We start from the raw sequence: 13,092 nt of genomic DNA on the forward strand, positions 1-13,092 counted from the left end.
TCGGCCGCCCCGCTTGTGTCAGGAGGCGATGCGACGCCGGACCAGGATTCCGGCGCCGACAAGGATCGCCACGAGCGCGAGAGCACCGGCGATGCCGAGCGGGAGCCCGTCGGCACCTGTCTGCGCCATCACGCCGTCGCTGATCACTGCCTGCCCGGCAGCCCCCTCGACGGTGACCGTCGCCCATCCGATCACGCCGCTGCTGTTCTGGACGACGAGTGTGTGGGTGCCGGCCGGCACGGACGCCGGGACGGTGGCCGTCACGGTTCCGCCCGCAACCTTCGTCCATCCCGAGATCAGGGTGGGCGTGGAGTGGAGCCACACCTGGACCCACTCTCCGTCATGACCCGGCACCGAGATGGTGATCGGGTCGCCGACACGGAGCGTTCCCGACGGAGCGATGGCGCCTTCGAGCGATGGGTCGAGGTCTGCGACGCCCACGGGAACCGTGTTCTCGGTCGGCCTGCCGTCACTGTCGCCGCCGCCGGAGCCATTGCCATCACCCGAGCCACCGTCGCCGGGGTTGTCGCCACCGCCCGAGCCACCGTCACCGGGGTTGTCGCCACCGCCGTGGCCCGAGGCAGCGAGCACCGTAAGGGTGCGGACCTCGGAATCAGCTGCGGCACCGAACGGGTCGACCGAAGACGCGTACCAGCCGTACTCGCCGGGTGCGGCATCCCACGTCACCGAGGTCGTCGCGCCACTCTCAACGTCACTCACCGCGCCGATCTCGTGCGATGTCAGGATGTCGACCCGAACGCCGTCGGTGCGCAGCACCTTCTGAGCTGGCTGGATGCCGAGAGCGGCATACGGCATCGTGAACTCCTGGTGCTCGGGATCGAGCGAGGGGTCATCGGCGTCGTAGTCGTCGAGCGAGGGCGAGTACGTGCGCGCGATGATCTGCTGGTTCTCGTTGTCGAAGTGGAGGAGGCGGAGGTAGCCGAGACCGCCCTCAGGCAGGCCCTGGTAGTCGAACAGGATCTGGTAAACCTGGCGGTCGTCGGTCCCGTCACCGTCGTCGTCGAAGCCGTCGATGCGGGTGTACGCATCGTGGTAGTGACCCGAGAACACCATCCGCACGTTGGGGTTCGTGGCGATGACCTCGTCATAGATCTGCTGCGGTATCGGCCCGAGACCTCCCGTGGTCAGCATGTACTCGTGCAGGTTCAGCACCACGATCCGCTCGGGGTACTGGGCGAGAACCTCGTTCATCCACGCGATCTCGTCATCCCCGGGACCCCAGCCCATGTAGAGCATCAGAAAGTCGATGCCGCCGGCGGTGATGAGGTCGTAGTGGCCGCGGTTGTTCTTGTAGTCGCCGCCCCACCAGGGGTTTGCCTGGTAGCGGTCAGCCCCGAAGTAGGTGCCGTAGTTGGTGTAGTCGACTTCCTTGTGGCCGACGTCGTGGTTGCCCGCCAGCACGCCGTAGGGCAGACCCGCAGCGTCGAGCTTCCGGTACTCGGGGTCGGCATAGTCCCACTGCCACAGCTGGTCGTAGTCATCGACGATGTCCCCGGTGTGGAACAGGTACTGCAGGTTGAGGTCTGACCGCACGTCCAACAGATAGTCGTGGATCGCTGTCTGGTGCTGGTGGAACTCCTCGTTGTAGTACTGCGTGTCTGACTCGACAGCGAGCGTGAAGTCGTACTGCGAGCGCGGCGTGTCATCGGCATTCCGCGGCTCGACCGCGCTCTCGCGCGACGAGAGGTTCTCGCCCGCGAACCCTTCGGAGTGCTGCACGAGCAGTCGCACAGTCCCCTCGACGGCGTAGTCGGCGACGGGCAGGACAGCGTCCAGACTCACCGTCGTGACGTCGTCCGCCGTGACAAGACGATCGACCTCATCCCACGCGCCGTCGACGCCGAGCGCATAGAGCAGCAGCTTGGCGTCGGCGTTGGCCGAGCCCTCCCAGTGCACCCGGACGCGGGCGTCATCCCCGGCGTCGGCGGGAACCGTCGCGTCGAACAGGTGGTACGGGAACGCGGTGTCGGATGCCTCGACGAGTGTCTCGCCGTCGAACGTGCCGAGCTGGGCTGCTTCGTCGGCGGTGAGGTTCCGCGCACCGGAGCGGTCGGTCGTGTCGGCGGTGCCGACGGTGCCGGTCGCCGCCGTGACACCATCGCCCACGCTCAGCGCGTGCCCTTCGGCGAAGGTCACGTCAAGGAGGTCGCCGGTGGGGTCGACAGCACGGGCCTGCAGCGTCACGGAGCCCTGCTCGAGGCTCGCGCCGTCGGCCGGCGACACCAGCGTGACGGCGGGGTGTTCGACGGGAGTGCGGAAGGCGATGACCCGTTCAGTGACGTTGCCGGCGGCATCCGTCGCGGTGATCACGACCTCGTGGTCGCCCTCGGCAAGTGTCAGCGACGAGGTCTCGTAGGGCAGCGCAATCACGCGGCCGTCGAGGGTCGTCTCCAGCGAGACGAGACCGGAGCCGATGTCGCTAGCCTGCGCATCGATCGTGAACGTGCCCTGGTAGAGCTTGTCCGCCTCGAGATCGGTCGTGACGTCAGGCAGCGTGTTGTCGACACGAACCTGCGCGGCGACCTCGGTACCACCATCGGATGCCGATACGAGGTGCTCACCGTCGGTCACCGCGGTGGTGTCCCAGGCGTAACTGACGGCCGTGGCGGCGTCGGCCGGGATGGTGAACGTCGCGTCGTAGTAGTCGTACTTGCCGGCGCTGTCGCCCATCGCGAGCACGGCTGTCGGATCGTCGTAACCGGCCGGCGTCAGTGTGCGCCCGTCGGGCAGGATGAGCCGCAGCCCCTTGATGGAGAAGTCATCATTGTTCTCGTCGAGGTTGATCTCGGGCGCGGCCTTGGTGCCGGCCCACACGCTGACGGTCACGCTCTGGCCCGCGGTGACGTAGCCGAGCGGAACCGCGGCGGAGATCGTGTCCCACCCCGAGTAGATCCCGTCGTCGAAGATGTGCAGGACGTCGTCACCGACCTTCACGCCGTTGCGGAAGAAGGTGTCGACACCGCTCGCCTCGAACGCGAACACCGGTGCCGCCTCCAGCTGAGGCGTCGCCGCGACAGGGGCACCGTCGATGCTGAGCTCGACCTCGGCGGGGTAGGTGTCGCCGCCCGCGATCAGTCCCACCTCACCGCGTACCCACTGCTCGTCGGTGACGTTCAGGCGCACGGGCGACGTGTCGACCCCGGCAAGGGCCACGCGAACCGGGCCCACGACCGACTCGTTTGTTCCGTCGCTGGCAACGACGATGTATTCGAACCAGCGCTTGCCGGTGAGGTCGGCAGCGGCGATCGGCAGGACGTAGCCGTCGGCCCCGTCCGAGACGATCTCGTGGCGGATCGGCTGTGCGTCAAGGTTGCTGCGCACGGCGATCGAGAGAGTCTTGACCTGGATGTCGTCAGTGGCCCGGACGGCAATCTCGAAGTCGATGCCGGGGGCGATCTCGGCTGCCGTCTGGTCGGCGATCTCGGGAGCCGTGGTGTCAGCCGGCACGATCATCAGTCCGTCGTCGACCTGCTCGGGGGCGATGGCCCCGGGCGTCGCGCCGGAGGTCCCGAGCTTGGTCTGCAGAGTCAGGTCGTCGTGGTTGACGGCGTACTGGATCGGCTGGTCGGCGGTCGTATCGTCGATGCCACCAAGGTTGTAGTACGCGCGGTTGACGGTGAATCCGGTGTTCGTGGTGATCTCGAGCCCTCGAGCGGAGGAGTTCGACATCCCGCCCGAGCGGATCTCGAACAGGCTCTCATCGGCGATGAGTGAGCTTCCGAAGTGGGCGTTGAAGTCGGCTGCCGTGAGCGCGTCGTTGGCGCCGTTCTTGATCCAGAAGACGATCGTGCCGCCCGCGGGGATGACCGCGTCACGAACGGTCGCCGGCCACAGCGCCGTCGATGAGTTGGTGAGGTCGGCCAGCGGGTAGAGGTATTTCAGGGTGTAGTCCGAGAAGTCGACCGGGGCGCTCGTGGCGTTGTAGACCTCGACGAACTCGTACGCATCGGACCCGCCGACATTCGCCGTGTCTGGCGCGACCTCGGTGATCTGCAGCGGCGCCGTCACGAGATCGGCATCGGGTTGCGGAGCGAACGGTGCCGGGACGAGCGTGTCTGCCGGAATGACACCGGGCGTTGGCGCCGCCGTCGCCTCGAGCACAGCCATCATCGTTTCGGTCAGGCGGGCCGGCAAACGGTAGTTCACGCTCGTGCCGCTCCCCACCTCTCCGGCCGCGTACCAGGCTTCGGTGATGACGGTCTCGCCCGAGACCAGACGGATGCCGCGACCCCCGCCGTTCGCAAACCCCGACTGGCCCGTGATCGGGATGACGGTGAGCTCAGCGTCAGCGTTGTAGAACGCACGGAAGTCGTCGGCGGTGTAACCGTCGGTGTTCGGCGAGTACTGGAGCCACAGCAGCGCCGCCTCACCGGCGGGGATGACACTTCCCGCGGGGAAGGCGAGAGCCTTGGAGCTCGACACGTAGTCGTAGACGACAGTCGTGTTGGTGGCAGTGAGGTCGATGTCGTGATCGGTGGTGTTGTAGACCTCGACGTACTCCCAGCGATCGGTGCCCTCGTTGTCGGGTGCGAACTCGGTCACGATCAGGTCGCGGGGGGCGATCTCGACGACGGGCTCGGGCTCCTCGGCCACGAGCGCCTCGGGAACGACGACGCCCGGGCTGGGCTCTGCAAGGGTCGACAGGACCGCCGCAGAGGTCCCGGATGCCGCAACCTGGAAGTGCACGCTCAGGTCGGTGCCGGCACCACCGACGGGGACGAAGGCGCGCGAGACCTCGGCATCCGCGACGCTCAGCCGAACTCCGCGACCGCCCCCATTTGCCATCCCGGACTGGCCGGTGACGCGGACGACGTCGTAGTCGGTCTGGGGCTGGGTCGCGGCGAAGTGGGAGCGGAAGTCGTCGACGGTCTTGGCGAAGCTGTCGACGGTCGAGGTGGTGTAGCTCAGCCAGAGCACGAGCGTCTCGCCCGCGTCGATGACGGTTCCGGGCTCGACGGTCAGCGGCACGTCCGAGGACCTGTCGTCGCTGTCTGCGTAGATGTACGACAGTCCGACACTGTCGGCATCCAGGTCGACCGCTTCGGTGCCCAAGTTGTGGACCTCGATGAACTCGAAATCGTCATAGCCCACGTTGTCGGGAGCGATCTCGGTGATCAGGAGGTGCGGTGTCTCCGACGCCGCTGCGGCCGGTGCGGCAACCACCAGGGGTGTGGCCAGAATCGCGGTTGCGGTGAGGAGAGAGAACGGACGGAACAGGCGCGCAGGCGTGGAGAGAGACATCAACAGCTTTCGTCTGGAGCAAACCCTGCGAACCTACGAGGCCGATGTGGCCACTGGCGACGCCGAGGTGAACACACCGTGACAGGCGGATGAGCACTCGGTGCCCCCGCGATTCGCTCCCCGACCGGCGCCGTCTCCAGCCGCCGGGTCAGTCGCGCAGCGCGGCGAATCTCTCGTCGTAGACGGGCCGCAGCTGGGCGAATCGCGCGTCCCACGCGGCGTCGTCGACGAGGACGGCATCGGGCGCTGCCAGCCCCTGCGCCAAGAGCTCGAGATAGGTCTGCCACCCGGCCCCGTAGAGGATTGACTGGATGCCGTGATGCGAAAGCGTCAGGCGGGTTCCCGCGGCGTCGGGTGCGAGGCTCACCGTGAGCTCGGTGGGGTCCTCACCCACGGCGTGCCAGGTGGTGGTGAAGCTCTGCGGCGGCGTGCAGGCCGTGACGACTCCTCGGCACCATACCTCGCCGTCTGATCCGAGCACCTCCCACGCACCGCCCTCGCGCAGATCGCCGCGGTAGGTCGCCATCCACCGCGACAGCCGCTCGGCGGTCGTGACTGCCGACCACAGGTCGTCGATGTCGGTCGCATAGACCTCGGAGTACTCGAGGTGGTACCGGTCGCCGTCGCGCGTGATCCGTGGAGCGCCGAGGGTCATGATGCCTCCTGGTCGGGAGTGATGGGAATGCCGGATGCCGCTGACAGGCGAGGCTCGGCAGCGGCCTCGCCGCGTCGCCGCGCCGACCTGCCGCGCGCGATCTCGGTGTGCAGGGCGTCGAGACGTTGGGAAAGGGGTGCGCGCAGCCGGTCGAGGTACGTCGCAGCAGCGTCGAGGCCGTCGGCGCGAAGGTGATAGATCCGTCGGGTGCCGTCGATCTCGGCATCCGCGAAGCCGTTCTCACGCAGCAGCCGCAGGTGCCGCGAGATGGCGGGCTGGCTGATGGCGAACTCGCCGCCGACCAGGTCAACGAGCACACCTGCGGGCTGCGGGCCGTGGGAGAGCACCTCGAGCAGTCGGCGCCGAACCGGATCGCCGAGGATGTCGAGGGCGTGCATGAGATCTTTATATCAGTCTCACGTTATATAGTCGAGGGGCAAGGAGACAGTCGGCAGCAAACGTCGGATCGATCGACGTCTGTCGGATCCCTCCGCCCACAGCATCCGACCGAGGCGGCGGTATCCGACCGAAGCAGCCCCCGGGGATTATTCGACCGTGACGGACTTCGCGAGGTTGCGCGGCTGGTCGACGTCGAGCCCCTTGGCCGTGGCAAGGCCCATCGCGAAGATGTGCAGCGGCACGACGGCAAGCAGCGGCTCGAACAGCGGGTCTGCCAGCGGGATGCGCAGCACCTCGTCGGCGTAGGGCAGCACGGCAGCATCCCCCTCTTCGGCGACCGCGATGATGCGGGCACCGCGAGCGCGGATCTCCTGGATGTTGGAGACCACCTTCGAGTGCAGCAGCGGTGAGTGCCGCGGCGAGGGCACGATCACGAAGACCGGCTGCCCCGGCTCGATGAGGGCGATGGGACCGTGCTTGAGCTCGCCGGCCGCGAAGCCTTCGGCGTGGATGTAGGAGATCTCCTTGAGCTTGAGAGCCCCTTCGAGCGCGATCGGATAGCCCACGTGGCGACCGAGGAAAAGCACCGACTGGGTGTCGCCCATCCAGTGCGCGAACTGCTCGATGTGCCCCTGCTCACTCTCGAGGACCCGCGCGATCTTCTCGGGCACGGCCTCGAGCTCGAGCACCTGCTGGCGGATGTCGGTGTCGCTGAGTGTTCCGCGCACGTGCGAGATGTGCAGCGCGAGCAGGTAGAGCGCCGTGATCTGCGCGACGAAGGCCTTGGTCGAGGCGACAGCGACCTCGGGTCCCGCATGGGTGTAGACGATCGCGTCCGACTCACGCGGGATCGTCGCCCCCTGCGTGTTGCAGATCGAGAGTGTCCTGGCGCCGCGCTCGCGCGCGTACTTGACCGCCATGAGGGTGTCCATCGTCTCGCCGGACTGGCTGATCGAGACGACGAGAGTGTCAGCCCCGATCACGGGGTCGCGGTAGCGGAACTCATGAGCCAGCTCGACATCGGCGGGCACCCGCGCCCACTGCTCGATCGCGTACTTGCCGACCATGCCCGCGTAGGCCGCGGTGCCACAGGCCACCACGATCACGCGATTGATTCCGGCGAACAGGTCGTCGAGGCCGTCGAGTTCGGGGATCGACACGACGCCGTCACGGATGCGTCCCCGCACCGTGTTCGCGACAGCCTCGGGCTCCTCCGACACCTCCTTGGCCATGAACGATGACCATCCACCCTTGTCGGCGGCTGCGGCATCCCACAGCACCTCGAACGGCTCGACGCCGACCGGGTTGCCGTCGAAGTCCGTCACCTCGACGCCGTCGGGGGTGATGGCGACGATCTCGTCCTGACCGATCGCGAGAGCCTGACGGGTGTGCTCGACGAAGGCGGCGACGTCGGATGCGAGGAAGTTCTCGCCCTCGCCGAGTCCGATCACCAGCGGCGAGTTGCGGCGCGCACCGACGACAAGCCCCGGGTTGTCGCGGTGCATCGCGAGGAGCGTGAAGGCGCCGTCGAGGCGGCGGACGACCGACCGGAACGCCGCGACGAGGTCGCCGCCGTGCGCGCGATACTCGCGCCCCAGCAGCACCGCCGCCACCTCGGTGTCGGTCTCGCTGCGAAACTCGTAACCCTCTTCGCGCAACTCGTTCTTGATCGCGGCGAAGTTCTCGATGATGCCGTTGTGGATCAGCGCGAGCTTGTCGTCGTCTGCAAGGTGCGGGTGGGCGTTGGCATCCGTGGGGCCACCGTGGGTCGCCCAGCGCGTGTGCCCGATGCCCGTCGTGCCCGCGGGGAGCGGATGCTCGGAGAGGTCATCGCGCAAGACACCGAGCTTGCCCGCCCGCTTGCGCATACCCAGGTGGCCGTCGCCGTCGATGACGGCAATGCCCGCCGAGTCGTAGCCGCGGTACTCCAGGCGCGACAGTCCAGCAATGAGGATGGGCTGACTCTCACGCGGCCCGACATATCCGACGATTCCGCACATTCCACACATGTTACGGGTCGCGGATGCGCTCATCCTGCACCGCCGCCGGGAATACGCGACAGCACTACCCGCGGGACGCCCCGAGCGTCGCGACAGCACTACCCGCGGGACGCCCCAGCGTCGCGACAGCACTACCCGCGGGACGCCCCGAGCGTCGCGACGATATCCCGGACGACGTCGTCGTTCTCGAACAGGCGATCGTGCGCGCACGGCCCTGCGAGCGGCGGGATACCACCGAATCGCTCGGTGAGATCGCCGAAGTCCGCCGACCCGACGGTGGTCGTGAGGTCGACGGTCACCTCACAGCGGGCGATGAAGCTGGAGTCGGCATCCGCCGTCGCTGAAGTGACCTCCACGATGCCGTCCCCCGCCTCGAACACCTGGTCAAGCGCGGGTGCGAGATCCAGACCGAACACGCCAGCTGCGTCGTGCAGAGCCGTGAAGATCTCTGGGGGCACGAGTCCCGCCGTCAGGTGGATGCGATAGTCGCCGGCGATTGCGTGCACGTTCAGACTGCTCGGCCACTCAGGCACACTCGAGAGCTCGGCCGAACCCGCTCGAAGCGCCTGGCCGCCGTCACCCGCGACGGCGAAGACGGTCCGCGCGCTCGGCGGGATGTCGCACCCGACGCGAGCATCCGACTCCATCTCACGGTTGCAGATCCCGACGATCGCGGGCAGGGCGATCTGAGCGACGACCGACGCCGACGAGAACAGGGACTCTGTCGCATCGCCGAGCACCGACACCGCTGACGCGACCTCGGACCCCTCGTTCGGGGTCGCGACGGTGATGACCTGACCGACGTGCGAGGCTACGCCCTCGTTCGATCCCCCGAGGGCGTAGCGAAGCGCGAGCCCTCCCATCGAATGCGCGACGATGTCAACGGTGTCGCCTGACGCCTCGGCGAGACACTCGATCGCTCCGGCGAGCGCGGGTGCGGTCGCCGTGTGCCCGACCCACAGTGCGGCCACGGAGGAGTAGTCGAAGGCGAACACTGACGTATCGGGAAGCTCCGATAGGCGCTCTTGCAGCGAGCGCAGATCGACGGCCGGATCGCCGCCCGATGACCACTCGACCGGCCGAGAGAACGGCGAATTGGCGATACCCGTGCTCGTCGTGACCGGTCTCGGTCCCGCCTCCGACTCCGGCATGGCGGTGCTGAGCCACCCGTGCACGAGCAGGACGGGGTTGTGCACCGGATCCTCATCGGAGCCGGTGAGTCGCACGAGGTGGGGCGACACTCCGGCGAGGCAGGATGCCGCATTCGTCGCGCCGCCGGCGGTCGATGCGGCGGGTTCGGAGGTCACGAAACGCGAGACGGATGCCCCAGAATCGACCACGTCGCCGGGCGAAGCCGAAGCGACCGCGGGTACGCCGATCAGCGCCCCTGCCGCAATCGCCGACAGGAACGTCACGCCGAAGAAGCGCCCACGCCCGTTAGGGAGCAGAGCTTTCATACGGCCCCCGATGACCACCCCGCATGAAACATCTTTACCATGACGATCGGCGTGTCGCGATATCGGTGAAGCCCTGACCGTGCTGGGACCGCTCCCATGCCCAGGCGGTTGGAGAATCCCGCCGATCTGCGCCCCTTTCGGGCGCGCAGCGCGCTGCTAGACCTTGCGCAGGAGGACGCGGTCGACGGCGTGATTGGCGGCCTTCTGCAGCACGAGGGTTGCCCGATGCCTGGTCGGAAGAACGTTCTCGATCAGGTTGGGCAAGTTGATCTCGTTCCAGAATCCCAGGGCAGTCTCAACCGCCGTCTCATCGGTGAGATCCGAGAAGACGTTGAAGAACGATCCGGGATCGGCGAATGCGCCGTGTTTGAGTGCGAGGAACCGGTCGACGAACCACTGCGTGATGTGTTCGGGATCGGCGTCGACATAGATCGAGAAATCGAACAGGTCACTGACCGCCACCTCGTTCGGCGACGGCGGCGGTTGCAGCACGTTCAGTCCCTCGACGATCACGACATCCGGCCGGCGAACCGTGATGACGGCATCCGGGACGATGTCGTACTTCATGTGGGAGTAGAAGGGAGCGCGAACCTCGGGTGCCCCGCTCTTGACGTCGGTGAGGAACTGCACGAGCGCGCGACGGTCGTAGGACTCGGGGAAGCCCTTGCGGTGCATGATGCCGCGGCGCTCGAGTTCGGCGTTGGGATAGAGGAAGCCGTCGGTGGTCACGAGCTCGACGCGCGGGGTGTCGGGCCAGCGGCTCATGAGCTCGCGCAGCAGGCGCGCGATGGTGGACTTGCCGACGGCGACTGATCCGGCGACGCCGACCACGAACGGGGTGGTCGAGTCGTTTTCCTGCAGGAACGCGCTGGTGTCGGCTCCGATCCGCCGGGTTGCGCCCGCGTACAGGCTCAGGAGGCGACTGAGCGGGAGGTACACCTCGCGCACTTCGTCGAGGTCCAGCCGATCGCCGAGGCCGCGAAGCGAGACGATTTCGGTTTCGGTGAGCGGCTGACGCATGTCGGCGGCGAGCCTCGCCCACTCGGGACGCAGGATCTCACGGTAGAGCTGCGGGTTGAGTTGCTCGCGGGCGTCGAGGGCTGCGGCATCGCTGGGCACGGGGCCATCGTAACCCCCACGCGAGTTGTCCCTCCCTCAGCCGAGTTGGTCTTCCCTCAGCCGAGTTGTCCCTCACCCAGCCGAGTTGTCCTGGATGGCTCACTACACTGTCGCTCGTCGGAGCACGTCGACGCTGTGGTCGCCGCACGAGGAGACGGAGGATGCACGCGTGGACGACGAGTCGATGCTCACTCGAACCCGGTGGGCGCGCCGCGGCGCTCTCGGCATCCTGGCGATCATCGCTCTGGTCGCCGTGATCGGGCTTCCCCTGTATGTCTTCCCGGCGGTTCCCGCGGCGCCCCAAGCAGACCTTCTCTATGTGATCGGCCCACCGACTGCGACCCGCATCGCGGATGCCGAGAGCCTGCGCGATCAGGGAATCGCTGACCAGGTCCTGGTGTCAGTGCCGGCATCGGGGCCGGAGTCGGCGGGTGAACTCGCCTACTGCTGGCGGGCTTATGTGACCTGTCGCACTCCCGACCCGTTCACGACACGGGGGGAAGCAGCGATGCTCGACGCGTATGCGACCGACGGTGAGAGCGTCATCGTGTTGACCTACACGCCGCACGTGCTGCGTACGCGCTACATTTTCGGCGCGTGCGCGGATGCCGACGTCACCGTGATCCCCGTGGACGAGAGCCTGAACCTGTCGCGCTGGATCTACAACTACGCCTATCAGACTGCCGCCTTCGCGAAGGCGTGGATCGTCGGTTGTGCGGCACCGCCCTCCGACGCCCTACCCTGAGGCCTCGTCTGACGCGCCGGGCCGAACGCAGGCGCGATCGTCATTCGTGGCGCACCTGAGCCACTGGCCACGGCGTTCATCCTGCAATCGGCACGACAACGACCGGGCACGGGTGCCTACCCGAGCCACCGATAAGCTGACCCCCGTGCGTCTGGGCGTCCTCGACATCGGCTCCAATACCGTCCATCTTCTCGTCGCCGACGCTCACCCCGGCGGCCGCCCACTCGCCTCCACGAGCCATCGATCCGTGTTGCGCCTGATGAGGTACGTCACGCCCGACGGCGCGATCAGCGAGGAGGGGATCGCCGCGCTGGTGGATGCCGCGTCACAAGCCCGCGTGGTCGCCGAACGCGAGAAGGTCGACGAGTTCCTCGCGACGGCGACCTCCGCGGTGCGCGAGGCCACCAACGGAACCGAGGTGATCGCGCGAATCGAGGCAGCGCTCGGCCAACCGCTCCAGGTTCTCGGGGGCGTCTCGGAGGCCCGGTTCACGTTCCTCGCGGTGCGGCGGTGGTTCGGCTGGTCGGCCGGCCAGATCCTGCTCTTTGACATCGGCGGCGGGTCTCTGGAGATCGCGGCGGGAAGCGACGAGCTCCCGGATGAAGCGGCATCCGTGCCCCTCGGCGCTGGCCGCATGACGATCGCCTACCTGCCGGATGACCCGCCCGGCGAGGAGGCCGTCGATCGTCTTCGAGCACACGCCCGCCAGACGCTCAAGCCGCTGACCAAGACTTTCGGTGCGCTCCCCCGACCTGATCACACCGTGGGCTCCTCCAAGGCGATCCGGTCGCTGGCCAAACTCGTCGGCTACCCGATGCCCGGGTGGTCGGGCAGCGAACGGATGATGCTCCCCCGCGCTGCGCTCGGGTCGTGGATCCCGCGCTTGGCGCGCATTCCGGCATCCGCTCGCCAGGAACTGCCCGGAATCACCGCGGATCGGACCTTCCAGATCGTCGCGGGTGCGGTTGTGCTTCACGAGGCGATGCGCGCGATGGATGTCGAAGAGCTCGAGGTGAGCCCGTGGGCCCTGCGCGAGGGCGTGCTGCTCCGCTACATCGAGTCCATGGGCTGGGGCTGATCGGGCACCTGCCGCGACAGTTCGGCACCACCGTCGATGATGCAACAGCGCAGATCGTGCTCGGCGCGCCGGTGCCGGTCCGTGGGCGCCGGCGCGTCGGCCAGGACGTCCGTGGTCCAGTTGCCCGTGGCGATGCCTCCCCGGTAGTTGTTCCCGGTCGAATAGAGGTAGCCGTTGCCCGCGCCATCGCCAGCGGTGTTCCCGAATCCCCAAATGAAGTAGTTGCCGCTCTGCGAGGGCGAGACGATGACGTCCATCGCGACGGTCACCGAGTCGAGACCGCCGATGAGGTTGTCGGGAAGGTCGACGTAGTCGTCGGTGCCGTCGAATGTCACACCCTCCGCACCGAGGAGCGTCGGTGAGCCGATGTAGGCGGC

The 13,092-nt window shown here is 67.5% G+C and carries 9 protein-coding genes; 2 read left to right on the forward strand and 7 right to left on the reverse strand.

The features are described 5' to 3' along the window. Positions 1-18: 18 nt before the first annotated feature. From LL236_RS02430 to coaA, 6 genes are all read right to left on the reverse strand, one after another. Positions 19-5,262, reverse strand: a complete 5,244-nt coding sequence (locus LL236_RS02430; protein WP_228177208.1) for a lamin tail domain-containing protein — start codon at positions 5,260-5,262, stop codon at positions 19-21. Between the two features lie 148 nt (positions 5,263-5,410). Beyond that, positions 5,411-5,917: an SRPBCC domain-containing protein gene (locus LL236_RS02435; RefSeq protein WP_228177209.1), complete on the reverse strand. Its 507-nt coding sequence runs from the start codon at positions 5,915-5,917 to the stop codon at positions 5,411-5,413. Further along, entirely contained in the window at positions 5,914-6,315 is a 402-nt protein-coding gene (locus tag LL236_RS02440; RefSeq protein WP_228177210.1) for an ArsR/SmtB family transcription factor, read from the reverse strand. Before LL236_RS02440 ends, LL236_RS02435 begins: the two co-directional genes overlap by 4 nt. 147 nt (positions 6,316-6,462) lie before the next feature. Next, positions 6,463-8,316 (reverse strand): glutamine--fructose-6-phosphate transaminase (isomerizing), encoded by a 1,854-nt coding sequence (gene glmS, locus LL236_RS02445; RefSeq protein ID WP_228177211.1) that lies wholly within the window; start codon positions 8,314-8,316, stop codon positions 6,463-6,465. A 131-nt stretch (positions 8,317-8,447) separates the two neighbouring features. After that, positions 8,448-9,773: an esterase/lipase family protein gene (locus LL236_RS02450; protein ID WP_228177212.1), complete on the reverse strand. Its 1,326-nt coding sequence runs from the start codon at positions 9,771-9,773 to the stop codon at positions 8,448-8,450. A 156-nt stretch (positions 9,774-9,929) separates the two neighbouring features. Further along, positions 9,930-10,892 carry a type I pantothenate kinase gene (gene coaA / locus LL236_RS02455; protein ID WP_228177213.1) on the reverse strand — a complete coding sequence of 321 codons (963 nt, stop codon included), beginning with the start codon at positions 10,890-10,892 and terminating at the stop codon, positions 9,930-9,932. A 94-nt stretch (positions 10,893-10,986) separates the two neighbouring features. Between coaA and LL236_RS02460 the strand changes: the two genes are divergently transcribed. Then, positions 10,987-11,637: a YdcF family protein gene (locus LL236_RS02460; RefSeq protein ID WP_228177214.1), complete on the forward strand. Its 651-nt coding sequence runs from the start codon at positions 10,987-10,989 to the stop codon at positions 11,635-11,637. Positions 11,638-11,782: 145 nt separating this feature from the next. After that, positions 11,783-12,715 (forward strand): Ppx/GppA phosphatase family protein, encoded by a 933-nt coding sequence (locus LL236_RS02465; RefSeq protein WP_228177215.1) that lies wholly within the window; start codon positions 11,783-11,785, stop codon positions 12,713-12,715. Here the strand turns inward: LL236_RS02465 and LL236_RS02470 are convergent. After that, positions 12,688-13,050 carry a hypothetical protein gene (locus tag LL236_RS02470; RefSeq protein ID WP_228177216.1) on the reverse strand — a complete coding sequence of 121 codons (363 nt, stop codon included), beginning with the start codon at positions 13,048-13,050 and terminating at the stop codon, positions 12,688-12,690. The two genes, LL236_RS02465 and LL236_RS02470, sit on opposite strands and share 28 nt — an antisense overlap. Positions 13,051-13,092: the final 42 nt, after the last annotated feature.

It is taken from the genome of Microbacterium schleiferi (genome assembly GCF_020781975.1).
In the GTDB taxonomy this organism is placed as follows: Bacteria; Actinomycetota; Actinomycetes; order Actinomycetales; family Microbacteriaceae; genus Microbacterium.